Here is a 26,342-nt window from a genome sequence, read left to right as displayed (position 1 = left end):
GATCTCTGTTGACTGCTGGCAGCATCGCCGGGTGATAGGCAATGATCGCAGGGTGACCGAAATCGAAGCCACCCCAGAGGCAGAGGCACGTCCCGATGACCACGCTTGGCACCCTGGCGACTCGGCTCCCGCGGCCCCTCCCGCCGCGACTCCCGCGGCGATCATCGACGCGCTGCCGGAAGAGCGCTACCTCAACCGGGAACTGAGCTGGCTCGACTTCAACGCCCGCGTGCTCGCACTGGCGGACGACAATTCGATGCCGCTCCTCGAGCGCGCGAAGTTCCTGGCCATCTTCGCCTCCAATCTCGACGAGTTCTACATGGTTCGCGTCGCCGGCCTCAAGCGCCGCGACGAGATGGGGCTGTCGGTCCGCTCCGCCGACGGATTGACCCCGCGCGAACAACTGCGCCGCATCGGCGAGCAGACCCAACAGATCTCCATCCGGCAGGCGCGCGTCTTCCTCGATTCGGTCCTGCCGGCGCTCGAGGAGGAAGGCATCTACATCGTCACGTGGGCCGACCTCGACGAGGCTGAGCGAGAGCGCTTGTCGACGTATTTCCACGAGCAGGTCTTCCCCGTTCTCACCCCGTTGGCGGTGGACCCGGCCCACCCCTTCCCTTTTGTGAGCGGGCTGAGCCTGAACCTGGCCATCACGGTCAGGCAACCCGAGGACGGCACCCAGCATTTCGCGCGGGTGAAGGTGCCCGACAACGTGGACCGGTTCGTCGAACTCGACGCCAAGGGCGACGAAGGCGACGGTCAGGTCATTGTGCGGTTCCTGCCGATGGAAGAGTTGATCGCGGCCTTCCTGCCGGTGCTCTTCCCGGGCATGGAAATCGTGGAGCACCACGCATTTCGGATCACCCGCAACGCCGACTTCGAGGTCGAAGAGGACCGCGACGAGGACCTGCTGCAGGCGCTGGAGCGGGAGTTGGCCCGGCGCCGGTTCGGTTCCCCGGTGCGGCTGGAAGCGTCCGACGACATGACCGAGAGCATGCTGGAGTTGCTGCTGCGCGAGCTTGACGTGCATCCCGGCGATGTCATCGAAGTGCCTGGGCTGCTGGACTTGTCGTCGTTGTGGCAGATCTACGGCTTAGACCGGCCGGCGCTCAAGGACCGGGCCTTCGTCCCGGCCACGCACCCCGCCTTCGCGGAGCGGGAGACACCCAAGAGCATCTTCGCCACGTTGCGCGAGGGCGACGTGCTGGTGCACCACCCGTATGACTCGTTCTCGACGAGCGTGCAGCGGTTCATCGAACAGGCCGCGGCCGATCCGAATGTGCTGGCGATCAAGCAGACCCTCTACCGCACCTCTGGTGATTCCCCGATCGTGCGCGCCCTGATCGACGCCGCCGAAGCCGGAAAGCAAGTCGTGGCAATGGTTGAGATCAAGGCGCGCTTCGACGAGCAGGCCAACATCCGTTGGGCGCGAACCCTTGAGCAGGCGGGCGTGCACGTCGTGTACGGGTTCGTCGGGCTCAAGACGCACTGCAAGACCTGCCTGGTGGTGCGCCGCGAAGGGCCGCACATCCGGCGGTACTGCCATGTCGGAACCGGGAACTACAACGGCAAGACGGCGCGCCTGTATGAAGACGTGGGCCTGCTGACCGCCGACCCCAACATCGGCGCCGACCTGACCGACCTGTTCAACACGCTGACCGGTTACTCGCGAAAGCTGACCTACCGCAACCTGTTAGTGGCCCCGCACGGCATCCGCACCGGCATCATCGAGCGCGTCGAACGTGAGGTGGAAGCACACCGTCGCGGCAACGACGCGCGGATCCGGCTCAAGATGAACGCGTTGGTCGACGAGCAGGTCATCGACGCGCTCTACCGCGCATCGCAGGCCGGAGTGCGGGTGGAGGTGGTGGTCCGCGGCATCTGCGCGTTGCGCCCGGGCACCGAGGGGATTTCCGAAAACATCACTGTCCGCTCGATTCTCGGCCGATTCCTGGAACACTCGCGGATCCTGCACTTCAACGCCATCGACGAATTCTGGATCGGCAGCGCCGACATGATGCACCGCAATCTGGACCGGCGGGTCGAGGTCATGGCTCAGGTGAAGGACCCGCGCCTGACCGCGCAACTGGGTGATCTGTTCGAGTCCGCGCTGGACCCGTCCACCCGGTGCTGGGAACTCGGATCGGACGGCCAATGGACCGCGTCGCCGCGAGAAGGCGAGAGCGTGCGCGACCACCAGGCTTCGCTCATGGAGCGGCACCGCAGCCCGTAGTCTCGAGGTGTCCCTCAGCGGCCAGTCGGGGGCCACCTCCACCAGCACGAGCGCCCTTGCCGAATTGACCTGCAGGAGTGAAGGTGTCGATCCAGAACTCGTCGGACCGTCGACGCCCCGGGGACCGGGTCGTATACGCGGCCGGTGCGGTGTTGTGGCGGTCCGGCAAGGGCAACCCGACGAAGTCGCTCGAGATCGCCGTCATTCACCGGCCCCGGTACGACGACTGGTCGCTGCCCAAAGGCAAGGTCGACCCTGGCGAGACCGCGGCGGTGGCCGCCGTTCGCGAGGTGCTCGAGGAGACCGGCCACCACAGCCATCTCGGCCGCTGCCTGACCACCATCACGTACCCGATCGACCAGGGCATCAAGCGGGTGCACTACTGGGCAGCACGCAGCACCGGTGGCACGTTCGCCCCCGGCCATGAGGTCGACGAGCTGATCTGGCTCCCGGTGGCCGACGCCATGAAGAAGCTCGACTACGCACCGGATCGAAAGGTTTTGCGGCGGTTCGTCAAACAACCACCGGACACCAAGACCGTGCTGGTGGTGCGGCACGGCACCGCGGGCAGCAAGTCACGGTATCGCGGCGACGACACCAAGCGGCCGCTGGACAAGAAGGGCCGTGCCCAGGCCGAGGCACTGGTGGGTCAGCTGCTGGCGTTCGGCGCCGACCGGGTATACGCGGCCGACCGGGTGCGCTGCCACCAGACGGTGGAACCGCTGGCAGCGGAGCTGGGTGTCGATATTCACAACGAGCCCAACCTGACCGAAGAGGCGTACGCCAAGAACCCCAAACGCGGCCGGCAGCGGGTTCTGCAGATCGCCGAACGGGCCGGCACACCCGTGATCTGTACGCAGGGCAAGGTGATCCCGGACCTGATCACGTGGTGGTGCGAACGCGACGGAGTGCGCCCCGACAAGTCGCGCAACCTCAAAGGCAGCACCTGGGTGCTGTCGCTGTCGGCGGGCCGGCTTATCGCCGCCGACCACATCGGCGGCGCGCTGGCCGCCAACGTGCGCGCCTGACAAGCGAATACCCTCCGGAAGGCATCGCTGCCCGCCGGAGGGTATTTGCGTGAATTGACTACTTGCGGCCGCGCCGTGTGCTTGCGGCCTTCTTGGCCGGAGCCTTCTTGGCCGGAGCCTTGGTGGCAGCCTTCTTCGCCGGAGCCTTGGTCGCAGCCTTCTTCGCCGGAGCCTTGGTCACAGCCTTCTTGACCGGAGCCTTGGTGGCAGCCTTCTTGGCCGGAGCCTTGGTGGCGGCCTTCTTGGCGGCGGGTGCCTTGGTCGCAGCCTTCTTGGCCGGAGCCTTGGTCGCGGCCTTCTTGGCCGGAGCCTTGGTGGCGGCCTTCTTGGCGGGAGCCTTGGTCGCAGCCTTCTTGGCCGGCGACTTCTTGGCCGTCGTCTTCTTGGCCGCGCTGGCAACCACGCCACGCTTCACTGCGGGACCTTCGGACGGGAGCTTTTGTGCCCCAGCCACAACCGCTTTGAACTGAGCTCCTGGACGGAACGCCGGAACAGACGTCGGCTTGACTTTCACCGTCTCGCCGGTGCGCGGGTTGCGGGCTACGCGAGCCGCGCGGCGACGCTGTTCGAAGACACCGAAACCGGTAATCGTGACGCTGTCGCCCTTGTGGACTGCGCGCACAATCGTGTCAACGACATTCTCGACGGCGGCGGTCGCCTGCCGACGGTCTGAGCCCAATTTCTGTGTGAGCACATCTATGAGCTCTGCTTTATTCATCCAACCCTCCGAGGCCAGTGGTCCTCTTTTGGAACCGACTAGTGCACTACGGTAAACCCTCAACTGGCAAATTGCCAAGAGCCACGCGCAATTTCAGCCAGCTATTACGGTCGGGCGACCGACATTTCGGCAATCCGATTGCCGCGCTTGGTCGCTGGCGCCGCCCCGAAATACCCCCGGATAAAGCCGCGAATTCGGCGCCGCTCGGCGCTTCAGGGGGTGGGCAAAGTGCGCGGTTTCCAGGCCGGACGCGCCGCCTCGAAAGCTTCGATTTCGTCGAGTTTCTGCAGCGTAAGGGCTATATCGTCCAGCCCGTGCAGCAACCGGAAGGCGGTGTGATCGTCAATCCTGAACGGCAGCACCGCTGTTCCCGCGGTGACATTTCGATCTTGAAGATTGACAGTGATTTCCAGCCCTGGGCTCTGCTCGATGAGCTTCCAGAGAAGTTCGACGCCGTCCTGGTCCACTTCGGCCGCCAACAGACCCGCCTTGCCGGCGTTGCCGCGAAAGATGTCACCGAACCGGGACGAGATAACCACCCGGAATCCATAGTCCATCAGCGCCCAGACCGCGTGCTCGCGCGAGGATCCCGTGCCGAAATCCGGTCCGGCGACCAACACCGAGCCACGGTCAAAGGGGCTGAGGTTGAGCACGAATGACGGATCCGAGCGCCAGCTCGCGAACAGGCCGTCCTCGAAACCGGTTCGGGTGACGCGCTTCAGGTAGACGGCCGGAATGATCTGATCGGTATCGACATTGGACCGCCGCAGCGGTACGCCGATACCGGTGTGGGTGTCAAAGGCTTCCATGGTCTTCCCCTAATTCTCAATGTGAATTCAAGTCGGGCTAGTTCAAATCCGCCGGCGCGGAAAGCTTGCCGCGCACCGCGGTAGCTGCGGCGACCGCCGGCGAAACCAGGTGCGTGCGACCGCCCTTGCCCTGCCGCCCTTCGAAATTGCGGTTGGACGTAGCGGCGCAACGCTCCCCTGGCGCAAGCTGATCGGGGTTCATGCCCAGGCACATCGAGCAACCCGCCTGCCGCCATTCCGCGCCGGCGGCGGTGAAAATCTCGCCGAGCCCTTCGGCTTCCGCCTGTGCGCGAACCCGCATCGAGCCCGGAACGACGAGCATCCGCACACCCTCAGCAACCTTGTGACCACGCAAAATATCGGCCACCACCCGCAGATCCTCGATCCGGCCGTTGGTGCAGGAGCCGACGAACACGGTGTCGACCGCGATATCGCGCATCGCTGTCCCCGGCTGAAGGTCCATGTACGCCAACGCTTTCTCAGCGGCCTGCCGCTGCGCGTCATCGGTCATCAGCTCGGGATCGGGCACGGCGGCGGCCAGCGGCACGCCCTGGCCGGGGTTGGTTCCCCAGGTGACGAACGGGCTCAGTGAGGCGGCGTCGAGGTAGACCTCGGTGTCGAAAACCGCTCCGGGATCAGTACGCAGCTGCTGCCAGTAGGCCAGCGCCGCGTCCCAGTCGGCACCGGTCGGCGCATGCGGTCGACCGCGTAAGAATTCAAAAGTGGTGTCGTCCGGCGCGACCATGCCGGCCCGTGCGCCGGCCTCGATGCTCATGTTGCAGATCGTCATCCGGCCTTCCATGGACAGCGATTCGATGGCGCTGCCGCGGTATTCGATGACATGCCCCTGGCCGCCGCCGGTTCCGATTTTGGCGATCAGTGCCAGAATGACGTCCTTCGCCGTGACCCCGGGCGGCAACTGACCGTCGACGTTGACCGCCATCGTCTTGAACGGGCGCAGCGCGAGCGTCTGGGTGGCGAGCACATGTTCGACCTCAGAAGTGCCGATACCCATGGCAATTGCGCCGAATGCGCCGTGGGTGGAGGTGTGAGAATCCCCACACACGATCGTCATTCCGGGTTGAGTGAGGCCCAATTGTGGCCCGACGACATGCACGATGCCCTGCTCGATGTCGCCCATCGGGTGCAATCGGACACCGAATTCGGCGCAGTTGTGGCGCAACGTCTCGACCTGTGTGCGGGACACCGGGTCGGCGATCGGCTTGTCGATGTCGATGGTGGGCACGTTGTGGTCTTCGGTGGCAATCGTCAGATCGGTTCGCCGCACCGGCCGGCCGGCAAGGCGCAGGCCGTCGAACGCCTGCGGACTGGTGACCTCGTGCACCAGATGCAGATCGATGTAGATCAGGTCCGGCGCCTCGTCGCCGCCGGACACCACAACGTGGTCGTCCCAGACCTTCTCGGCCATCGTGCGCGGCCGGGCGGCCTCGGGCTGGTGCGTCTGCGATGCCATCTTCAACTCGATTCGTCCGTTCGCGGCTCGCTGATCCGTCCGGGCTGGTGATCTCACGATGCGAGACGCTAGTATCTTCTTGTGAGACAGCATAGCGGCATCGGCGTCCTCGACAAAGCCGTCGGCATCCTGCACGCGGTCGCGGAATCCCCCTGCGGGCTGGCCGAACTGTGCGAACGCACCGGCCTGCCCAGGGCCACCGCCTACCGGCTTGCCGCGGCGCTGGAGGTGCATCGCCTGGCGGGGCGGGACGAGGACGGCCGGTGGCGGCTCGGGCCTGCGGTCACCGAACTTGCGTCCTATGTCAGCGACCCACTACTGGCCGCGAGCGCCGCGGTGCTACCCCAATTGCGGGAGACCACGGGCGAGAGCGTGCAGTTGTACCGGCGGGAGGGCACCTCGCGCGTCTGTATCGCCGCCCTGGAACCACCTGCGGGCCTTCGCGATACGGTGCCGGTGGGAGCGCGGCTGCCGATGACCGCGGGCTCCGGGGCCAAGGTGCTGCTGGCGCACAGCGACGTTGCCACGCAGAAGGCCGTGCTACCCAAGGCGATGTTCACCGACCGGGTACTCGCCGAAGTCCGCAAGCGCGGCTGGGCGCAGAGTGTCGCCGAGCGCGAACCGGGCGTGGCAAGCGTTTCGGCGCCGGTGCGCGACGGGCGCGGCGTGGTGGTCGCCGCCATCTCGGTGTCCGGCCCGATCGACCGCATGGGTCGGCGACCCGGCGCGCGTTGGGCCGCCGATCTTCTGGCCGCCGCCGAGGCGTTGACGCGGCGGTTGTAGTTTCTGCGCCGAGATTGCGTCTCGGCGCCCCTTGCGCCGAGATTGCGTCCAGGGTCGCTCACGGAGGCTTGCGGCGACCGTGAGCGCAAGCTCGGCGCCACCGGTGCAGAGGCGATGCACGGGCGCCTGACACACTGACGCCATGGGAACGAATCAGCGCGCGAGCATCGTCATGTCCGAGGCCGAGATCACCGACTTCGTCAACAACAGCCGGACCGGCACGCTGGCCACCATCGGGCCCGACGGACAACCGCACCTGACGGCGATGTGGTACGCCGTGGTGGACGGCGAGATCTGGCTGGAGACCAAAGCCAAGTCGCAGAAGGCCGTCAACCTCAAACGCGACCCGCGGGTCAGCTTCCTGCTCGAGGACGGCGACACCTACGACACCCTGCGGGGCGTGTCCTTCGAGGGCGTCGCCGAGATCGTCGACGACCCCGACGCCCTGCACCGCGTCGGCGTCAGCGTGTGGGAGCGCTACACGGGGCCCTACAGCGACGACATGAAGCCGTTCGTCGACCAGATGATGAATAAGCGGGTAGGCGTGCGCATCGTGAGCCGGCGCAGCCGGTCGTGGGATCACCGCAAGCTGGGCCTGCCGAGCATGCCGGTGGGTGGTACGACCGCGGCTGCCGCCAAGAGCGGCGGTCAGTGATTTTGTAGCCCCGATGGGATTCGAACCCACGCTACCGCCGTGAGAGGGCGGCGTCCTAGGCCGCTAGACGACGGGGCCAGACACGATCCGAGCAGTCAGCATAGCTCAACCCGGATACCCCACCTAATCACCTCGCATCCGCTCGGCGCCGGTGGAGCTTTGCTGGGGTACCAGGACTCGAACCTAGAATGGCTGAACCAGAATCAGCTGTGTTGCCAATTACACCATACCCCATTTGCGACTTAAAAGCCCTGGTCACGGCACATTTCCCGGGTTTGACACCCGCGTCCTGGCACCGCTGGATCCAGCCGTTCTAAGCCTTTGAAGCCGCAGTGCACACTACCAAAGACTTCCGAAGGTCCACGCAGACCCCGGCATACCCCGGCACGCGCTGGAACGCCCTGGAACGACTTAGGCCGACCCCGCCTGCTCACGCGCGGCGCGCAGCCGACCCAGGCTGCGATCACGCCCCAGCAGTTCCAGCGACTCGAACAGCGGCGGGCTGATCGTGGTTCCCGTGGCGGCCACCCGGATCGGGCCGAAGGCCTTCCGCGGTTTGAGCGCCAGGCCGTCGATCAGAGCGCTCTTGAGCGCGTTCTCGATCTGTGGCGTCGTCCAGTCCGTGATCGCGTCCAGCGCCCCGACGGCGGCGTCGAGCACCGCAACCGAATCGGGGCCGAGTTCTTTGGCGGCGGCCTTGGGGTCGAGCGCGTATTCGTCGTCGTTGAAGAACTTCAGCAGGTCCCACGCATCTCCGAGTACGACGATGCGGGTCTGCACCAGCTCGGCGACCGTCTTGAAAGCCTGCTCATCCAAACCGAGTCGGTGGCCGTGGGCTTCCAGGTAGTCGCGCAACCGGGTGGTGAAGTCGTCGATCGTCAGCCTGCGGATGTGCTCGGCGTTGATGGCGTCGGCCTTCTTTTGGTCGAAGCGAGCCGGGTTCGAGGTGACGTTGACCACGTCAAAGGCGGCGACCATCTCGTCGATGCTGAACAGGTCGTGGTCGTCGGCGATTGACCAGCCAAGCAGCGCAAGATAATTGAGCAGACCCTCGGGGATGAACCCACGGTCGCGATGCAGGAACAGGTTCGACTGCGGGTCGCGCTTGGACAGCTTCTTGGTTCCCTCCCCCAATACCGGTGGGAAGTGGCCGAATTCCGGGACACGCTCGGCCACACCGATCCGCATCAATGCCTGATACAGCGCGATCTGGCGTGGGGTCGACGGCAGCAGGTCCTCGCCGCGCAGCACGTGGGTGATCTTCATCAACGCGTCGTCGCACGGATTGACCAAGGTGTACAACGGATCCCCGTTGGCGCGGGTCAACGCGAAGTCCGGAACCGTGCCGGCCGCGAAGCTGGTGGTTCCGCGTACCAGGTCTTCCCACGCCAGATCGGCATCCGGCATCCGCAGCCGCACCACCGGCTGGCGTCCCTCGGCCAGATACGCCGCGCGCTGGGAGTCGGTGAGTTGACGGTCGAAGTTGTCATAGCCGAGTTTGGGACTGCGTCCGGCTGCCACGTGCCGGGCCTCGACCTCCTCCGGCGTCGAGAACGCGTAGTAGGCCTCGCCCGCCTCGAGTAGCCGGGCCACGACGTCGCGGTAGAGGTCTTTGCGTTGGGACTGGCGGTACGGTGCGTACGGGCCGCCCACCTCGGGCCCCTCGTCCCAGTCCAGCCCGAGCCAGCGCAGCGCGTCGAGCAGTGCGAGATAGCTTTCCTCACTGTCCCGTTCGGCGTCGGTGTCCTCGATACGGAAGACGAAGGTGCCGCCGGTGTGCCGGGCGTAGGCCCAGTTGAACAGGGCGGTGCGGATCATCCCGACGTGGGGTATGCCGGTGGGCGACGGGCAGAACCGAACCCGGACGTGCTCTGCGTTGGTCACGACTTTCCTTTGCGGACAACGGGATTGGTGAGAGTGCCGATGCCCTCGACGGTGACCGAGACGGTGTCGCCGTCCTCGATCGGCCCGACGCCGGCCGGGGTCCCGGTGAGAATGAGATCGCCTGGCAGCAGGGTCATTACCGCCGAGATCCACTCGATGATGTCGCCGACGTCATGGATCATCAATGAGGTGCGGGCGTCCTGCTTGATTTGGCCGTTGACCTCGGTGCGCAGGGCGAGATCAGCAGGGTCCAAGTCGGTGACGATCCAGGGTCCTACCGGGCAGAACGTGTCGTGCCCCTTGGCCCTGGTCCACTGCCCGTCGGACTTCTGCTGGTCACGGGCCGAGACGTCATTTCCGATGGTGTAGCCGAGGATGTTGTCGGCGGCCTGACTCGCGCTGACGTCTTTGCACGCCCGGCCGATGACCACCGCCAGCTCACCCTCGAAGTGCACCGGTGATGCGTTGGCGGGCAATCGAATCGGCACGTTGGGCCCGATGATCGCGGTGTTGGGCTTGAGGAAGATCACCGGGTCGGCCGGCGCTTCGCCGCCCATTTCGGCGATGTGGTCGGCGTAGTTCTTGCCGATGCAGACCACCTTGCTGGCCAGTATCGGGGCAAGCAGGCGAACGTCGGCCAGTGGCCAGGACCGGCCGGTGAAGGTCGGCGTGCCGAACGGGTGCTCGGCGATTTCGCGAACCGTCATACCCGAGGGGTCGTCGAGGTCTCCTTCGATGCTGACAAAAGCGACACCGTCCGGGCTGGCGATTCGTCCAAGGCGCATTCGCATGAGCCTATCTGTGGTCGCGCAGCCGAAGTAGCCGGGCGTAGCCGGCGTGCGCGAGGCCGCGCGTCACCGAGGCTGTAAATCTGCAGCCGAAGCACGAGTAGCGGCCGCCAAATGTTCAGTCCCGATGGCAGGCGGCGCGGACCGAAACGACGCTGCTCCTGTGCAAGCATGAGTAGATGCCTCGGGATCCGTCCAGTGCCGTCGCGCGCTGGACGATCGTCGCCGTCTCGCTGGTCGCGACCACGAGTTCCTTCCTCTTCATTAATGGCATCGCATTTCTGATCCCCCGGTTGGAAGCGGCGCGTGGGACGCCACTCGCCCAGGCGGGTCTGCTGGCGTCGATGCCAAGTTGGGGCATGGTCGTCACCCTGGTCGCTTGGGGCTACGTGCTCGACCGCGTCGGCGAGCGCATCGTGTTGACCGTCGGCTCGGCACTGACGGCCCTGGCGGCCTACGCCGCCGCCTCCGTGCACTCGCTGCTGCTGATGGGCATCTTCCTGTTCTTGGGCGGAATGGCCGCCGCGAGCTGTAACACTGCGGGCGGCCGACTGGTCTCCGGGTGGTTTCCGCCGCAGCAGCGTGGCCTGGCGATGGGCTTCCGTCAGACCGCGCAGCCACTCGGAATCGCGTTGGGCGCCTTGGTGATTCCCGAGCTCGCCGAGACCAGCGCGCATGCGGGTTTGATGTTCCCGGCGGTGATGTGCGCCATCGCGGCAGTGGTCAGCGTCTTCGGTGTGGTCGACCCGCCCCGCAAACCGCGCCGGACGGCCACCCACGAGGAACTGGCCAGCCCCTACCGCGGTTCGAACGTGTTGTGGCGGATCCATGCGGCGTCGGCGTTGTTGATGATGCCGCAGACGGTGACCGTCACCTTCATGCTCGTCTGGCTGATCAATGAGCATCACTGGTCGGTGGCGGCGGCTGGTGGTCTGGTCACCATCTCGCAGTTGATCGGTGCGGGAGGCCGCATCCTGGTCGGCCGCTGGTCGGACCGCGTCGGCTCGCGGATGCGACCGGTCCGCATCATCGCACTCGCCGCCGGGGTGGCTCTGATCCTGCTGTCGCTCAGCGACCGGGTGGGTTCGCGCTTCGACGTGATGTTGATGATCACCGTCTCGGTACTCGCGGTACTCGACAACGGGCTGGAGGCCACCGCCATCACCGAGTTCGCCGGGCCTTATTGGAGCGGACGCGCGCTGGGCACCCAGAACACCACGCAGCGGCTGATGGCCGCCGCCGGCCCGCCGATGTTCGGTGCGCTGATCACCGCGGCCGCTTACCCGCTCGCCTGGGGGCTGTGTGCCCTGTTCCCCCTCGCCGCGGCGCCGTTGGTACCGACCCGGGTGTTGCCGCCGGGCCTGGAGTCTAGAGCCCGGCTGCAATCCGTTCGCCGACAACGGTGGTGGCAGGCCGTTCGTCCCCACGAGTCGCCAGGTAGGCCGCAACCGCACGATCTACCCGGGCAGCCGCCTCGTCCTCGCCTAGATGGGCCAGCAGCAACGCCACCGACATGATCGCCGCGGTGGGATCGGCGATACCCTGCCCGGCGATATCGGGAGCGCTGCCGTGCACCGGCTCGAACATGGACGGGTTGGTCCGCGTCGCGTCGATATTTCCGCTCGCGGCCAAGCCGATGCCGCCGCACACGGCCGCGGCCAGGTCGGTGATGATGTCGCCGAACAGGTTGTCGGTGACGATCACGTCGAACCGTCCGGGATCGGTGGCCAGGAAGATCGTCGCCGCGTCGACGTGCTGGTAGGCGACCTCGACGTCGGGGTACTGCTCGCCGATCTCCTGCACGGTCCGCAGCCAGAGTCCCCCGGCGAACGTCAGCACGTTGGTCTTGTGCACCAGCGTCAGATGCTTGCGGCGCCTCATCGCCCGCTCGAATGCGTCGGTGACCACCCGGCGAACCCCGAACGCGGTGTTGACGCTGACCTCGGTCGCCACCTCATGGGGTGTGCCGACGCGAATCGCGCCGCCGTTTCCGGTGTAGGGCCCCTCGGTTCCCTCGCGCACCACGACGAAGTCGATGTCGGGGTTGCCGGCCAGCGGGCTCGTCACGCCGGGGTACAGCCGGGCCGGCCGCAGGTTGACGTGGTGGTCCAGCTCGAAACGCATGCGCAGCAACAGCCCTCGCTCCAGCACGCCGCTGGGGACCGACGGGTCACCGATCGCGCCGAGCAGGATCGCGTCGTGCTGTCGTAGCTCGGGCACCACCGATTCCGGCAGCACCTCGCCGGTGGCGTGGAAGCGCCGGGCGCCCAGGTCGTATTCCGTCTTCTCCACCCCGGGCAGGACGGCGTCGAGGACCTTGATGGCCTCGGCGATGACCTCAGGGCCGATCCCGTCGCCAGCGATGACGGCGAGCTTCGTCACGAGAAGTCAACCACTTCAAGCTTATTCGCGCCGACCGACTCGGTGATGGCCGAGCGCACGTCGGCCGGCACATCCTGATCGAGCCGCAGCAACACGGTGGCGCTCGGGCCCTCGGTGTCCTCGGACAGCTGTGCGGCCTGGATGTTCACCCCGGCCGCGCCGAGCAGCGTCCCGATCTTGCCCAGGGCACCGGGCTGATCGGCGTAGTTGATCACCAGGTTGATGCCCTCGGCGCGCAGGTCGTAGCTGCGGCCGTTGATCTGCACGATCTTCTCGACCAGCTGCGGCCCGGTCAGCGTGCCGGCGACGTTGACGACCGAGCCGTCGGGTGCAACGGCGCGCACGTCGACGACGCTGCGGTGGTTCGGGCTTTCGGTGGCTGTGCTGATCTCGGCGGTGACGCCGCGTTCGGCCGCCAGCGCGGGGGCGTTGACGAACGTGACGGCGTCTTCGATGACGGCGGAGAACAAGCCGCGCAGCGCCGACAGCTTCAGCACCTCGACCTCCTCGGAGGCCAGCTCACCGCGCACCTGCACAGACAGCGACGCGGGCAACTCGTCGGACAGCGCGGCCGCCAGCACGCCGAGCTTGCGGACCAGGTCGAGCCACGGCGCAACCTCTTCGTTGACCACGCCGCCGCCGATGTTGACCGCGTCGGGGACGAACTCGCCGGCCAGCGCCAGCCGCACGCTCTCGGCGACGTCGGTGCCGGCCCGGTCCTGCGCCTCTGCGGTCGAGGCGCCCAGGTGCGGCGTGACGACCACCTGCGGCAGCTCGAACAGGGGGCTGTCGGTGCAGGGCTCGGTGGCGAACACGTCCAGACCAGCCCCGCGGACGTGTCCGCTGGTAATGGCCTCAGCCAGCGCAGCCTCGTCGATCAGACCGCCGCGGGCGGCGTTGACGATGATGACGCCGGGCTTGGTTTTGGCCAGCGCCTCCTTGCCGATCAGCCCGGCCGTCTCCGGCGTCTTGGGCAGGTGCACCGAGATGAAGTCGGCGCGGGCCAGCAGGTCGTCCAGCGGCAGCAGTTCGATGCCGAGCTGGGCGGCGCGGGCGTGCGACACGTAGGGGTCGTAGGCGACAAGGTGGGCGCCGAAGGCCGCGATCCGCTGGGCGACGAGTTGGCCGATGCGGCCCAGGCCCACTACGCCGACGGTCTTGCCGAAGATCTCGGTGCCGGAGAACTTGGACCGCTTCCAGGTGTGCTCGCGCAACGTGGCGTCGGCGGCCGGGATCTGGCGGGATGCGGCCAGTAGCAGCGCGATTGCGTGCTCGGCGGCGCTGTGGATGTTCGAGGTGGGGGCGTTGACCACCAGCACGCCGCGGGCGGTGGCCGCGTCGACGTCGACGTTGTCCAACCCGACGCCGGCGCGGGCGACGATCTTGAGCTTGGGGGCCGCGGCGAGCACCTCGGCGTCGACGGTGGTGGCCGACCGCACCAGCAGAGCGTCGGCCTCGGGGACCGCGGCCAGCAGCTTTGGCCGATCGGGGCCGTCTACCCAGCGCACCTCGACCTGGTCCCCCAGGGCAGCGACGGTTGATTGGGCGAGTTTGTCGGCGATCAATACAACAGGCAAGTTCACGCGGACAGCGTAGTCGGGGATCGCGAGCGCGGCGGAGCCGGGCGAAGCGGGTCCCCGCCATCGGGCCTAGCGGTGCGACGATGCGGGCCGTTCTTGCCCGCTGAGGAGCGCCGCCATCAGACCCCGCGGGGATCGTAAGCCCGACGGAGTCGGGCGCAACGGGTCCCCGCCATCAGGCCTAGCGGTGCGACGATGCGGGCCGTTCTTGCCCGCTGAGGAGCGCCGCCATCAGACCCCGCGGGGATCGTAAGCCCGACGGAGTCGGGCGCAACGGGTCCCCGCCATCAGGCCTAGCGGTGCGACGATGCGGGCCGTTCAGGCCCGCTGAGGAGCGCCGCCATCGGGCCCCGCGGGGATCGTAAGCCCGACGGAGCCGGGCGCAACGGGTCCCCGCAGCGCCTACACATCACTCGGGCCAATCCCTCAACCACAACCGGCGCCGCTGAGTACGATCCGGCCGTGTCCTCCCTCGTTCCCCCGGCGATCTGCGTCAACATGATCGTCCGCAACGAGGCGGCGATCATCCGAGAAACCCTTGACAACATCGCGCCGTACATAAGCGCATGGGTGATCGTGGACACCGGCTCCGACGACGGGACCCAGGCCGTCATCCGCGATCACATGGCCCGTCTTGGCATTCCCGGAGAGCTCCACGAGCGGCCGTGGCGCGATTTTGGGCACAACCGGTCCGAGGCATTAACCCTCGCTCAGGGCTACGGCGACTACATCTGGGTCCTCGACGCCGACGACAAGGTCGTGGGCAACCTCGATTTCGGCCAGCTGGGCCAAGATCTCTATCAACTCCGTTATCGCCAAACCTCGAACGTCTTCTGGCGGCCCAGTCTCTTCCGTGACGGGTTGCCGGTCCGCTACGAAGGCGTGGTCCATGAAGACGTCATAGTCGACTCCGATTTCAGTCACGACCGACTCGACGGTGACTACTACATCGATTCTCGCCGTCTCGGAGCGCGCAACCGGAATCCGCAGCAGAAATACGAGAGCGACCGCGACCTGCTGCTCGCCGAGATCGAACGCAATCCTGACAATGCGCGGTCGGTGTTCTATCTGGCGCAAAGTTACTTCGACTTAGGCGATTTCGAGAACGCCCGCAAGTGGTATCAGCGCCGCGTCGACATGGGCGGGTGGGCCGAGGAGACCTACCAATCGATGTACCGCGTCGCCGAGTCGATGTGGTCGATGGGTGCGCCCTGGCCGGAGGTAGAGAACGCCTACCTGAGGGCCTGGGAGTTCCGGCCGACCCGCGCAGAACCGTTGTACGCCATCGCCTATCGCTACCGTCTCGACGAGCGCTACCGGCTCGGCTATCTGTTCGCCAAGCACGCCGCCGAGATCCCGTTTCCCACTGAAGACACCTTTCTTGTCAGTGCGGATACCTATACCTGGGGTGCGCTCGACGAGGCTGCCGTCTGCGCATCGTGGATCGACGAGCACGCCGAGGCGGTCACGCTCTGGCGGCGAGCCCTGGCCAAGCCCGGTCTTCCCGACGAGGATCGGCAACGGATCACCGCCAATTGCGACAACAGCGCGCCGCGGACGTTCGAAGCGGCCGCCTCGTACCCCGTTGAGCTGGCGCGGCATCTGGCGGGCCACCGCCGCGACGCCGAGGTGGTGCTCAGCCTGGTCGCCGGGTCGGATCACGAAGGCATCAAAGGCGTCGAGGTGACGCTGAACTCACTTCTCAACTGCTGCACCGACGTATGGCGGATCGGCCGCTACCTGGTGGTCGATGCGGGCCTGCCTGCAGCCGATCGCGCGACACTGCTCGAACGGTATCCGTTTCTGGAGTTCTGTCCGATCACCGCCGGAGAGCCTGCGGGAGCCATCCTGTCGCAGATACGAGACCAGATTTACGGACGGTTCTGGCTGCACCTGGGACGCGGCGGGCAGTTCTATGCCCAGGAGGGCTTAATCAGCCGCCTGACAAGCGTGTTCGAGGCCGAGGAGAACGTTTACCAGGTAGCGCTCAACTTCGCCGATGCGGACACCCTGATCGGTACGAGCGCGACCGACGAGGTGGCGTCACGCGCGCCCGGCGCCGGACGCTACGTGCTGCGCGGGCAGGTAACGCACGGCCCGGCAATGTTCGACACCGCCCGACTCGATCGCGTCGGAGGTACCCGTGCCGACGCCCCGGATCCGCTCGCCGAACTGGGCCGGCGGGCCGCCGCAGCCGGCCTCGCGACCGCCAGCCTCGACGAGGTGTTGTGCATCACGTCCGGCCTGAACTAGGTGCGGAATTCCCTTCAACGACGTCGTCGGCTGTAATTCACAGATGGACGTCACCGTCGTCGGCAGCGGACCCAACGGGCTCAGCGCTGCCGTCATTTGTGCCCGTGCGGGATTGAAAGTGCAGGTCCTCGAGGCCCAGCCCACCTTTGGCGGCGGCGCACGCAGCGCGATCGACTCCGAATTTCCCGGAATTCTGCACGACGTCTGCTCGGCGGTGCACCCGCTGGCCCTGGCGTCACCGTTCTTCGCCGAGTTCAACCTCACCGCACGAGGGGTCCAGCTGACCGTGCCGGAGATCTCCTACGCCAACCCGCTGCCGGGGCGGCCGGCGGCCATCGCGTACCGAGATTTGGCGCGAACCTCCGCTGAACTGGAGAACGGCGAATCCTGGCGACGTTTCCTCGGGCCACTGGTGGGCAATGCGGACGCGGTCGTGGCCTTTCTACTCGGGGACAAGCGGTCGATGCCCCGATCGCTGCCCACCGTCGTCCGCCTCGGGTTGCGGATGCTCACCCAAGGCACCCCGGCATGGGGCGCACTGGCCGGCGAGGACGCCCGCGCCTTGTTCACCGGCGTTGCGGCGCATGCCATTACCCCATTGCCGTCGCTGGCCTCGGCGGGCGCGGGGATGATGCTGGCGACACTCGCCCATGCGGTGGGCTGGCCGATTCCCGTGGGTGGCACTCAGATGATCTCCGACGCGCTCATTGCCGACCTGCGCGCACACGGCGGCGAGATCACGGCCGGCGTGGAGGTCACCGAGGCGCTCGACGGTGTCGCGGTTTTCGACACCGCCCCGACCACCCTGTTGGACGTCTACCGCGACTCCATCCCGGAACGGTACGCTAATGCGTTGCGCCGCTATCGATTTGGCTCCGGCGCGGCCAAGGTGGATTTCGTGCTGAGCGAGGACATCCCGTGGTCGGATCCGCGGCTAAAAAAAGCGCCGACCCTCCATCTCGGCGGCACCCGGCAGGAGATGGTCGAGGCCGAAGCGGACATCGCGTCCGGGCGTCACGCGGCCGCCCCGATGGTCCTCGGCGCCCTGCCACACATCACTGACCCCCGGCGGATAGACAGCAGTGGTCGGCGACCGTTCTGGACCTACGCGCACGTACCCGCCGGGTCCACCGACGACGCGACCGAAGCCGTGACGAGAGTGGTGGAACGGTTCGCGCCGGGATTCCGCGACATCGTGGTGGCGGCCCGCAGCGTGCCGGCCGCGCGCATGAGCGACCACAACGCCAACTACGTCGGCGGTGACATCAGTGTGGGCGGTAACTCCGCGGTGCGCGCGCTCGTCGGCCCCACCCCGCGGGTAAACCCTTGGAGCACACCGATTCCCAAGGTCTACCTGTGCTCGGCGGCGACTCCACCGGGCGCCGGAGTGCATGGTATGGCCGGGTACTACGCGGCCCGCACCCTGCTGGGGCGTGAGTTCGGCATCACGGAACTGCCTAAGCTGACACCATGACCAAACTCGCGATCATCTACTACTCGGCGACCGGGCACGGCACCTCCATGGCACAGCGCGTCGCCGCGGCCGCCGAAGCCGCAGGCGCCGAAGTCCGGGTCCGCCACGTCGCCGAAACCCGCGACCCGGCGTCATTCGCACACAATCCGGCCTGGACGGCGAACTACGAAGCGACCAAAGACCTTCCGACCGCCACCGGTGAAGACATCGAGTGGGCGGACGCGGTGATCTTCGGCTCCCCCACCCGATTCGGCTCGGTCGCTTCGCAGTTGCGCGACTTCCTGGACGGACTCGGCGGGCTCTGGGCCGCAGGCAAACTCGCCGACAAGGTGTACGCCGGCTTCACGTCGTCGAACACCCTGCACGGCGGTCAAGAGACCACTCTGTTGACGCTCTACGTCACACTCATGCACTTCGGCGGGATCATCGTGCCGCCCGGGTACACCGATCCGTTGAAGTTCGTCGATGGCAATCCCTATGGGGCAAGCCTGGTTTCGACGCACGACAACATCAGCGAGTTCGACTCGGCCACGGGCGACGCACTGGATCATCTGGCGCGCCGGGTGGTTCAGACCGCCGACCGGCTGAGCGCCTGAGACCGGCTGAGCGCCTGAGCGCCTGAGCCCCGCGCGACACTGAACCTACGCACACGACACGCCGCGGAACGTGTGCGTAGGTTCAATCTGGACGGAGGCCGGCGGGAGCGCTGCGCGATGAGACGCAAAAGCCCCTCGGAACGCGTGTTCCCAGGGGCTCTTGCGTCCGCTAGGAACTAGGCCGTCTCGGTGATCGGACGGTCGACCCAGCTCATCAGGTCGCGCAGCTTCTTACCGGTGACCTCGATGGGGTGCTCGGCGTTCTCCTTGCGCAACTGCTCGAGTTGCTTGTTGCCACCCTCGACGTTGGCCACCAACTTCTTGACGAAGTCGCCATTCTGGATGTCGCGCAGGATCTCCCGCATCCGCTCCTTAGTGCCGGCGTCGATGACGCGCGGGCCGGACAGGTAGCCGCCGAACTCCGCGGTGTCGGACACGGAGTAGTTCATCCGGGCGATGCCACCCTCGTACATGAGGTCGACGATCAGCTTGAGCTCGTGCAGCACCTCGAAGTACGCCATCTCCGGCGGGTAGCCCGCCTCGACCATCACGTCGAAGCCGGTCTTCACCAATTCCTCAGTGCCACCGCACAACACGGCCTGCTCACCGAACAGGTCGGTTTCGGTCTCGTCCTTGAACGTGGTCTTGATGACCCCGGCGCGGGTGCCGCCGATCGCCTTGGCGTAAGACAGCGCCAGCGCCTGGCCGTTGCCGGTCGGGTCCTGCTCGACGGCGATCAGCGCCGGCACGCCCTTGCCGTCGACGAACTGACGGCGCACCAGGTGGCCGGGGCCCTTGGGGGCGACCATCGCGATGGTGACGTCGGCGGGCGGCTTGATAAGACCGAAGTGGATGTTGAGGCCGTGACCGAAAAACAGTGCGTCACCGGCCTTCAGGTTGGGCTCGATGTCGTTGGTGAAGATCTCGGCCTGCGCCGTGTCGGGCGCGAGCAGCATGATCACGTCGGCCCACTTGGCCACCTCGGCCGGGGTGTCGACGGTCAGGCCCTGCTCCTCGACCTTGGCGCGGGACTTCGAGCCCTCCTTCAGTCCCACCCGGACTTCGACGCCGGAGTCACGCAGGCTCAGCGAGTGGGCATGGCCCTGGCTGCCGTAACCGATCACGCCGACCTTGCGGCCCTGGATGATCGACAGATCTGCGTCGTCGTCGTAGAACATCTCTAATGCCTGCGGCACGGGTATTACTCCTTCTTGTTTTGCAGCGAAAAGCGAAAACTATTTGGCGGTGCCGATGCCGCGCGGCCCGCGGGCCATCGACACCACACCCGATTGCACGATCTCGCGGATACCGAACGGCTCCAACACCCGCAGCAACGCCTCCAGCTTGCCGCGGTTACCGGTGGCCTCCACCGTCAGCGACTCCGGCGACACGTCAATCACGTTGGCGCGGAACAGATTGACGGCCTCGATCACCTGGCTGCGGGTGCCGGCGTCGGCGCGCACCTTGATCAGGCACAGCTCCCGGTCCACCGAGTTGGAGTCGTCCTGCTCGACGATCTTGATCACGTTGATCAGCTTGTTGAGCTGCTTGGTGATCTGCTCGAGCGGTGTCTCCTCGGCGGAGACCACGATGGTCATCCGCGACATGTCCTTCTGCTCGGTGGCGCCGACGGCCAGGGACTCGATGTTGAATCCGCGCCGCGAGAACAGCGCCGCCACGCGGGCGAGCACACCCGGCTTGTCCTCGACCAGGACCGAAAGTGTGTGCGTCTTAGGCGATCCGCTTGTCATCTGCGCCGCTCCTCCTCATTACTGCGTGCTGCATCGTCGCCGGCGCGCATTTAGGCGTGTCCTTCGCTGATGTCGTCGAACAACGGACGAATTCCGCGTGCGTGCTGGATCTCGTCGTTGCTGGTGCCCGCGGCGACCATCGGCCACACCTGCGCGTCGGCGCCGACGATGAAGTCGATCACCACTGGGCGGTCGTTGATCTCGCGCGCCCGGTTGATCATTTCTTCAACGTCTTCCTCACGCTCGCAACGCATTCCGACACAACCCAGCGCCTCGGCCAGCTTGACGAAATCCGGGATCCGGTGCGAGTGGGTGGCCAGGTCAGTCTGCGAGTAACGCTCTTCGTAGAAGAGGGTCTGCCACTGCCGGACCATGCCGAGGTTGCCGTTGTTGATCAGCGCAACCTTGATCGGGATGCCTTCGATGGCGCAGGTGGCCAGCTCCTGGTTGGTCATCTGGAAGCAGCCGTCGCCGTCGATCGCCCACACCTCGGTATCCGGCAACGCGATCTTGGCGCCCATGGCCGCCGGAATGGCGAAGCCCATGGTGCCCAAACCGCCGGAATTCAGCCAGGTGCGCGGCTTTTCGTACTTGATGAACTGTGCCGCCCACATCTGGTGCTGGCCGACGCCCGCGACGTAGATGGCGTCCGGGCCGGCGATCTGGCCCAGCTTCTCGATCACGAACTCCGGTCCCAGGCTGCCGTCGCTCTGCGGGTCGTAGCTCAGCGGGTAGGTCTTGCGGACGCCCTCCAAGTACTCCCACCAGTCGGTCATGTCGAGATTGCCGGGAGTGTCATAGTGCCGCAGCATCTCGATGAGGTCGGTGATGACGTTCTTGACGTCGCCCACGATCGGCACGTCGGCGTGCCGGTTCTTGCCGATCTCGGCGGGGTCGATGTCGGCGTGGATGACTTTGGCCTCGGGAGCGAAAGATTCGAGTTTCCCGGTCACCCGGTCGTCGAACCGGGTGCCCAGCGCGATCAGCAGGTCGCTGCGCTGCAGCGCCGCCACCGCGCCCACCGTGCCGTGCATGCCGGGCATGCCCATGTTCAACCGGTGGCTGTCCGGGAAAGCACCGCGCGCCATCAGCGTGGTGACCACCGGGATGCCGGTGAGTTCGGCCAATTGCAGGAGCTCCTGGGTCGCCTCGCCGCGAATGATGCCGCCACCGACGTAGAGCACCGGCTTTTTCGCGGCCGCGATCAGCTTGGCGGCCTCGCGGATCTGCCGGCTGTGCGGCTTGGTGTTCGGCTTGTAGCCGGGCAGTTCCATGCGCGGCGGCCAGCTGAACGTGCACTGGCCCTGCAGCACGTCTTTCGGGATGTCGACGAGGACAGCGCCGGGCCGCCCGGATGCCGCGATGTGGAAGGCCTCCGCGATCACGCGGGGGATTTCGTCACCGGTGCGCACCAGGAAGTTGTGCTTGGTGATCGGCATCGTGATGCCCGAGATGTCGGCTTCCTGGAAGGCGTCGGTCCCGATCAGCTGCCGGCCGACCTGACCGGTGATGGCGACGACGGGGATGGAGTCCATCTGCGCGTCGGCGAGCGGGGTGACCAGGTTGGTGGCACCGGGACCCGACGTCGCCATGCACACGCCGACCCGGCCGGTGGCGTGCGCGTAGCCGCTGGCGGCGTGACCCGCGCCCTGCTCGTGGCGCACCAGGACGTGGCGCAGCTGCTGGGAGTCGAACAGTGGGTCGTACACCGGCAATACCGCGCCGCCCGGGATGCCGAAGATGACGTCGACGTCGAGTGCCTCCAGCGACCGGATGACCGCCTGCGCACCGGTAAGTTGGTGCGGGGCAATGCGTTTCGGTTGGCCGGTGGCCGGCTTGGCGGTTGCCTTCCCGGCGTCCGAGGCGATTTCGGCCGCCTCTTGGCTGGCGGGCGTCGCGGCCGGAGCCGGTGGCTTGGTGGGTGCGCTCACGGTTTCCTCTTCGGTATTTTTCGGCTGTGGCGTCTCGGGGCAAGAAAAAACCCCCGCCAGCTGGGCTGCTGTACGAGGGCTGCGTTGGTGCTCGATAGAGCTAGTCAGGCACCAACGCGCCGACTAATTACTACGAGCATTCCAGACTGCATAACGTCCGACGGTAGCCTTCGCACTGCTCAACCGTCAAATCCGGTCCGCTGGGGGCGCTGACTCTGCGTCCAAGGTGGCGACACGCCCAGGTGCCGCACCCGCAGCGCAGAGTCAACACGCCGGCCGCGGAAATCCGGTCGGTGCAATGATGCGAGGGTGGTTACCGAGTCACCCGTCGTCATCAAACTGTCGCCGATGGCGCATATCGCGGTCGGATTCTTGACCCTGTGCCTGCTGGTTCCGGTGACGGCCTTCCCGTTCAGCGCCCCGATTCTGGTGATTCCGGTATTGTTGTCCGCGTTGATCATCCGATTCCGGACGGTCGCCGACGACCGGGGTGTGACGGCGCGAACCCTGCTGAGCAGCCGGACGGTGGCCTGGGAGGACATCGACGGACTGCGATTCCACCGCGGTAACTGGGCGCGCGCGCACCTGAAGGACGGTTCAGAGCTGCGGTTGCCCGCGGTCACCTTCGCGACGCTGCCGCAGCTGACCGAAGCCAGCTCCGGCCGGGTGCCCAACCCGTACCGCTGACCCGTCAGGCCAGCGGTGATCGCAAGCGCGGCGAAGCCGGGCACCGCGGGTCACCGCCATCCGACCCAGCTGGCCGTCAGGCCAGCGGGTTCACACCATTCAGAAACACCCACACCGCAATCCCGGCGGCGATGCCGGCCAGCAGCGCCACGAACGACCCGATGAAGGGCCGGTGGGCCCACCCCCGGCCCGCGTCGAAACCGTAGCGACCGGGACCGGCCAGGATGACGGCGACGGCCATGACGATCAGGCTGATCTGGTATTCGTGGCCGTCCGGCAGGAAATAGGTGAAGGTGTTCGTGCGCGGCCGCGCCGAGGCGGATGCGAGCAGGCCGTTGAGCAGGAAGGCCAGCGCACCGGCGGCTGCGATCGGGGTGAACAAGCCCAGCACCAGCAGCACACCCGCGACGACCTCGCCACCGGAGCTGACGTAGGCCAGGACGTCGGCGTGCTGGAAGCCGATGTCGTGCAGCGAATTGCGGAATCCGTTGACGCCGGACCCGCCCCACCAGCCGAACAGTTTCTGCAGCCCGTGCGCGATCAGCACCGCGCCGAGTCCGACCCGCAGTACCAGCAGCCCGAAGTTCTGGGTGCCGCGCCGCCCGGCGTCGCGCATCCGCTCGTCTTCGTCGTCGAAGTCGATGGCTGCGGGAGCGGCCGGAATCTGCCGGCTGGTCGGCTGCGGCTGCACGTAGGGCAGCGGCTCCTGGGCGTCGGCCAGGTTGTAGGTCGAACCCCCGGTATGTGGTTCGTACGGCGGGATGATCGTGGTGGTTCCCGTATTGGCGAAGTTGCCCGAGTATCCGGCCGGGGTCAGGTCGTCTTCGGGGTCGACCAGGCTTGCCGAGGCGGGACGGCTGGAGGTTGGCACTGCGGGACTGTCCGGCCGCTGCCAATGCGATTCATTCGAACTGGTCACTCGTGTCAGGGTAAGGGCAATTTTGCCTGAAGCTGGGATTTGAGCGGCGCTTCCGCCGGTTAAATCCGCAGTTGGACCGCGGAAACGTCGCGATAAGCCCCAGAACCGACCGGCGTCGGCGATAAGCCGGTATCCCTACTGGTAGCTGTTCGACCCTCCGGCACCGCCGGGCAGGCCGGCCCCGGCGGTGGAGACCCCGCCGCCACCGCCGCCACCGCCGCCGCCATAGTTCTGATTGCCGTTGCCGCCGTCACCGCCGCCGGCGGCGGTGCCGTTACCGCCGCTACCGGCAGTCGCCGGGCCTGTACTGATGACCCCGGGCACCGCGGCGTCGGCGATCGAGCGCATGATCGCGCCGATCTCCTCATCGCGGCCGATCAAAGGCCAATGATCGAGCACAGGCCGAATGCTATCGGAAATGCCATGTTCATTTGCTGTAATGCAGTTCCGGTATCGGGGCGCCGGGCCACGTACGCGGCGGCAGGTGGCGGCCTTCACCGCCGATTCCGTAGCCTGTCGGTCATGCGGATAAGGCGGTCGGTTCGGTGCGTGCTGGCTGCGCTGTGCGCGGCGGTGCTGGTGTCCAGCGGCTGCGCACGGTTCAACGACGCCCAGTCGCAGCCGTTCACGACCAATCCGGAATTGAAGCCTCAGCCCAGCTCTACGCCTCCCCCGCCGCCGCCCTTGCCGCCGACGCCTTTCCCGAAGGCGTGCCCGGCGCCCGGGGTGATGCAGGGGTGCCTGGAAAGCACCAGCGGCCTGATCATGGGCGTCGACAGCAAGACCGCACTGGTCGCCGAACGCACCACCGGCGCCGTCAAGGAGATCTCCGTCAGCGCCGAACCGAAGGTGAAGATGGTCATCCCGGTCGACCCGTCCGGCGACGGCGGCCTGATGGACATCGTGCTGTCACCCACGTTCTCCCAGGACCGGCTGATGTACGCCTACGTCAGCACCCCGACCGACAACCGCGTCATCCGCATCGCCGAAGGCGACGTCCCCAAAGACATCCTGACCGGCATCCCCAAGGGCGCCACCGGCAACACCGGCGCACTGATCTTCACCACCCCCACCACCCTCGTGGTGCTGACCGGCGACGCTGGCAACCCGGCCCTGGCGGCCGACCCGAAATCGTTGGCCGGCAAGGTTTTGCGCATCGAGCAACCCACCACCCTGGGCCAGGCGCCCCCGACGACGGCGTTGTCGGGCATCGGCTCGGGCGGAGGCATGTGCATCGATCCCGTCGACGGATCGCTGTACATCGCCGACCGCACCCCGGGCGCCGACCGGCTGCAGCGCATCACCAAGAAGTCCGAGGTCTCGACGGTGTGGACGTGGCCGGACAAGCCCGGCGTCGCCGGGTGCGCGGCCATGGACGGGACGGTCCTGGTGAACCTGATCAACACGAAGCTGACGGTGGCGGTGCGGCTCGCGCCGAAAACCGGCGCGGTCACCGGAGAGCCGGACGTGGTCCGCAAGGACACGCACGCGCACGCCTGGGCCCTGCGGATGTCGCCGGACGGCAACGTCTGGGGTGCGACCGTGAACAAGACCGCGGGCGACGCCGAGAAGCTTGACGACGTGGTGTTCCCGTTGTTCCCGCAGGGCGGCGGGTTCCCGCGCAACAACGACGACAAGACCTAGACGGGGCGGCCGACGCCACTACGCGAGCAGACACAAAACCGCTTCGGAACGTTCGCTCCGGAATGAGTTTGCGTCTGCTCGCAAGCGGGTGGGGGTACCTCCCACTTGCGGGGGCGTGCACCCGGCTCGGCACCCCTCAGAACGGCGCGTCGAGCGTGAACCTCATGCCGTACTTGGGCTTCGCCTCGGTCCGCTCACCGCTGTACAGGCGCTGCGGAGCTTCCTGGCCCGGCTCGAACTCCTCATCGAGGTCGGACAGGTACAGCAGTTCGTCGGCATTGTCCGGCGCCCACGCCGCGACCGGCTCCAGCAGGTAAGCCACATGATCGGCGACGGGGCTTCGGCTCACGATCCGCCCGACGAACCAGGCGGCGGCGTCGTCGAGGATCGGCATTCCCAGCGGGCCGGCGCGCCACGAGCAGTGCCCGAACGGGTCATCCGGGCAATTGCCGAACAGCTCGGCCAGCACCTCCTGGCTACGCGGCAGTACGTGGACCGCCAGGTATTCGGACCGGCTGCCCACCTCATGCGTGCCGCTGCTGAAAGGCAGACCGACCATGAAGCTCGGGGGCTGCACGCTGGTCTGAGTGCCGAAGGCGACCAGGCAACCCGACGGAACACCGTCGGCTGCGGTGGTTACCACGAACACCGGAGAGTCCAGCATCGACATCAGGTCGTCGAACGGTTCACCGATCACCTCATTATGATGGGTCCGCCGGAGCCGCCGCGGGCTCTTTCCGGCCCTTTTCCTAC

22 protein-coding genes, 2 tRNA genes and 1 pseudogene are annotated in these 26,342 nt (G+C 66.7%); 10 read left to right on the top strand and 15 right to left on the bottom strand.

Translation table 11 applies throughout. The features are described 5' to 3' along the window. Nucleotides 1-31 precede the first annotated feature (31 nt). Nucleotides 32-2,233: an RNA degradosome polyphosphate kinase gene (locus C0J29_RS10100; RefSeq protein ID WP_120792224.1), complete on the top strand. Its 2,202-nt coding sequence runs from the start codon at nt 32-34 to the stop codon at nt 2,231-2,233. A gap of 83 nt (nt 2,234-2,316) precedes the next feature. Continuing rightward, nucleotides 2,317-3,261, top strand: coding sequence for an 8-oxo-(d)GTP phosphatase MutT1 (gene mutT1 / locus C0J29_RS10095; protein WP_065048088.1), 945 nt, complete (start codon nt 2,317-2,319; stop codon nt 3,259-3,261). Nucleotides 3,262-3,319: 58 nt separating this feature from the next. On the opposite strand, the gene C0J29_RS10090 is transcribed toward mutT1, so the two are convergent. The 3 genes from C0J29_RS10090 to leuC form a co-directional block, all read right to left on the bottom strand. Beyond that, complete coding sequence (locus C0J29_RS10090; RefSeq protein ID WP_065048046.1) at nt 3,320-3,979, bottom strand: HU family DNA-binding protein; 660 nt, start codon at nt 3,977-3,979, stop codon at nt 3,320-3,322. A 212-nt stretch (nt 3,980-4,191) separates the two neighbouring features. After that, the gene (gene leuD / locus C0J29_RS10085; RefSeq protein ID WP_065163537.1) at nt 4,192-4,788 is read right to left on the bottom strand and encodes a 3-isopropylmalate dehydratase small subunit; all 597 of its coding nucleotides are present in this window, start codon (nt 4,786-4,788) and stop codon (nt 4,192-4,194) included. Between the two features lie 37 nt (nt 4,789-4,825). Beyond that, nucleotides 4,826-6,262 carry a 3-isopropylmalate dehydratase large subunit gene (gene leuC, locus C0J29_RS10080; protein WP_065163538.1) on the bottom strand — a complete coding sequence of 479 codons (1,437 nt, stop codon included), beginning with the start codon at nt 6,260-6,262 and terminating at the stop codon, nt 4,826-4,828. Between the two features lie 81 nt (nt 6,263-6,343). Here leuC and C0J29_RS10075 point away from each other — a divergent pair, with 81 nt between their 5' ends. Together C0J29_RS10075 and C0J29_RS10070 are read left to right on the top strand one after the other, a co-directional pair. Further along, nucleotides 6,344-7,045 carry an IclR family transcriptional regulator gene (locus C0J29_RS10075; RefSeq protein WP_065048040.1) on the top strand — a complete coding sequence of 234 codons (702 nt, stop codon included), beginning with the start codon at nt 6,344-6,346 and terminating at the stop codon, nt 7,043-7,045. Between the two features lie 142 nt (nt 7,046-7,187). Continuing rightward, on the top strand, nt 7,188-7,700 hold the full coding sequence (locus C0J29_RS10070) for a PPOX class F420-dependent oxidoreductase (protein WP_065048038.1): 513 nt from the start codon (nt 7,188-7,190) through the stop codon (nt 7,698-7,700). Between the two features lie 5 nt (nt 7,701-7,705). Here C0J29_RS10070 and C0J29_RS10065 read toward each other — a convergent pair. The 4 genes from C0J29_RS10065 to C0J29_RS10050 all read right to left on the bottom strand — a co-directional run bounded on the left by C0J29_RS10065 (nt 7,706) and on the right by C0J29_RS10050 (nt 10,369). Further along, a tRNA-Glu gene (locus C0J29_RS10065) sits at nt 7,706-7,778 on the bottom strand. A gap of 84 nt (nt 7,779-7,862) precedes the next feature. Next, a tRNA-Gln gene (locus C0J29_RS10060) sits at nt 7,863-7,934 on the bottom strand. A gap of 177 nt (nt 7,935-8,111) precedes the next feature. Further along, nucleotides 8,112-9,584, bottom strand: coding sequence for a glutamate--tRNA ligase (gene gltX / locus C0J29_RS10055; protein WP_120792223.1), 1,473 nt, complete (start codon nt 9,582-9,584; stop codon nt 8,112-8,114). Then, nucleotides 9,581-10,369, bottom strand: a complete 789-nt coding sequence (locus tag C0J29_RS10050) for a fumarylacetoacetate hydrolase family protein (RefSeq protein WP_120792222.1) — start codon at nt 10,367-10,369, stop codon at nt 9,581-9,583. Before C0J29_RS10050 ends, gltX begins: the two co-directional genes overlap by 4 nt. Nucleotides 10,370-10,551: 182 nt before the next feature. Between C0J29_RS10050 and C0J29_RS10045 the strand changes: the two are divergent. Then, nucleotides 10,552-11,607: pseudogene (locus tag C0J29_RS10045) on the top strand (MFS transporter); the annotation flags it as partial. Nucleotides 11,608-11,740: 133 nt separating this feature from the next. Here C0J29_RS10045 and C0J29_RS10040 read toward each other — a convergent pair. After that, on the bottom strand, nt 11,741-12,754 hold the full coding sequence (locus C0J29_RS10040; protein ID WP_082978264.1) for a 3-isopropylmalate dehydrogenase: 1,014 nt from the start codon (nt 12,752-12,754) through the stop codon (nt 11,741-11,743). Continuing rightward, nucleotides 12,751-14,337, bottom strand: a complete 1,587-nt coding sequence (serA, locus tag C0J29_RS10035) for a phosphoglycerate dehydrogenase (RefSeq protein WP_065163542.1) — start codon at nt 14,335-14,337, stop codon at nt 12,751-12,753. Before serA ends, C0J29_RS10040 begins: the two co-directional genes overlap by 4 nt. A 459-nt stretch (nt 14,338-14,796) precedes the next feature. On the opposite strand from serA, the gene C0J29_RS10030 reads away from it, so the two are divergent. The 3 genes from C0J29_RS10030 to wrbA are packed head-to-tail and all read left to right on the top strand — an operon-like array spanning nt 14,797 to nt 18,657. Continuing rightward, nucleotides 14,797-16,587 carry a tetratricopeptide repeat-containing glycosyltransferase gene (locus tag C0J29_RS10030; RefSeq protein WP_242460406.1) on the top strand — a complete coding sequence of 597 codons (1,791 nt, stop codon included), beginning with the start codon at nt 14,797-14,799 and terminating at the stop codon, nt 16,585-16,587. A 43-nt stretch (nt 16,588-16,630) separates the two neighbouring features. Beyond that, nucleotides 16,631-18,061, top strand: coding sequence for a phytoene desaturase family protein (locus tag C0J29_RS10025; protein ID WP_120792220.1), 1,431 nt, complete (start codon nt 16,631-16,633; stop codon nt 18,059-18,061). Further along, nucleotides 18,058-18,657 carry an NAD(P)H:quinone oxidoreductase gene (gene wrbA, locus C0J29_RS10020; protein ID WP_120792219.1) on the top strand — a complete coding sequence of 200 codons (600 nt, stop codon included), beginning with the start codon at nt 18,058-18,060 and terminating at the stop codon, nt 18,655-18,657. The genes C0J29_RS10025 and wrbA overlap by 4 nt, the downstream gene beginning before the upstream one ends. Nucleotides 18,658-18,833: 176 nt before the next feature. Here wrbA and ilvC read toward each other — a convergent pair whose 3' ends face one another. From ilvC to C0J29_RS10005, 3 genes are read right to left on the bottom strand one after another with little or no spacing between them, the layout of a single operon-like run. Continuing rightward, on the bottom strand, nt 18,834-19,835 hold the full coding sequence (gene ilvC, locus C0J29_RS10015) for a ketol-acid reductoisomerase (protein ID WP_065048084.1): 1,002 nt from the start codon (nt 19,833-19,835) through the stop codon (nt 18,834-18,836). Nucleotides 19,836-19,892: 57 nt separating this feature from the next. Further along, on the bottom strand, nt 19,893-20,408 hold the full coding sequence (ilvN, locus tag C0J29_RS10010; RefSeq protein WP_065048024.1) for an acetolactate synthase small subunit: 516 nt from the start codon (nt 20,406-20,408) through the stop codon (nt 19,893-19,895). Between the two features lie 50 nt (nt 20,409-20,458). Beyond that, a complete protein-coding gene (locus C0J29_RS10005) occupies nt 20,459-22,339 on the bottom strand; it encodes an acetolactate synthase large subunit (RefSeq protein ID WP_120792218.1) in 1,881 nt (626 codons plus the stop codon). A 309-nt stretch (nt 22,340-22,648) separates the two neighbouring features. Between C0J29_RS10005 and C0J29_RS10000 the strand changes: the two genes are divergently transcribed. Beyond that, a complete protein-coding gene (locus C0J29_RS10000; protein ID WP_197748197.1) occupies nt 22,649-23,026 on the top strand; it encodes a PH domain-containing protein in 378 nt (125 codons plus the stop codon). A 76-nt stretch (nt 23,027-23,102) separates the two neighbouring features. On the opposite strand, the gene C0J29_RS09995 is transcribed toward C0J29_RS10000, so the two are convergent. Further along, complete coding sequence (locus C0J29_RS09995) at nt 23,103-23,945, bottom strand: DoxX family protein (protein ID WP_120792217.1); 843 nt, start codon at nt 23,943-23,945, stop codon at nt 23,103-23,105. Nucleotides 23,946-24,080: 135 nt separating this feature from the next. Further along, on the bottom strand, nt 24,081-24,344 hold the full coding sequence (locus C0J29_RS32780) for a hypothetical protein (protein ID WP_162951432.1): 264 nt from the start codon (nt 24,342-24,344) through the stop codon (nt 24,081-24,083). A gap of 123 nt (nt 24,345-24,467) precedes the next feature. Between C0J29_RS32780 and C0J29_RS09985 the strand changes: the two genes are divergently transcribed. Beyond that, nucleotides 24,468-25,589: a PQQ-dependent sugar dehydrogenase gene (locus C0J29_RS09985; RefSeq protein ID WP_120792216.1), complete on the top strand. Its 1,122-nt coding sequence runs from the start codon at nt 24,468-24,470 to the stop codon at nt 25,587-25,589. A gap of 136 nt (nt 25,590-25,725) precedes the next feature. Here the strand turns inward: C0J29_RS09985 and C0J29_RS09980 are convergent, their stop codons facing one another. Continuing rightward, nucleotides 25,726-26,286 (bottom strand): flavin reductase family protein, encoded by a 561-nt coding sequence (locus C0J29_RS09980; protein WP_370530856.1) that lies wholly within the window; start codon nt 26,284-26,286, stop codon nt 25,726-25,728. Nucleotides 26,287-26,342 lie beyond the last annotated feature (56 nt).

It is taken from the genome of Mycobacterium paragordonae, assembly GCF_003614435.1.
In the GTDB taxonomy this organism is placed as follows: Bacteria; Actinomycetota; Actinomycetes; order Mycobacteriales; family Mycobacteriaceae; genus Mycobacterium; species Mycobacterium paragordonae.
Note: the sequence above shows the minus strand (reverse complement) of the source record. Positions and strands in the feature narration are given on the sequence as shown.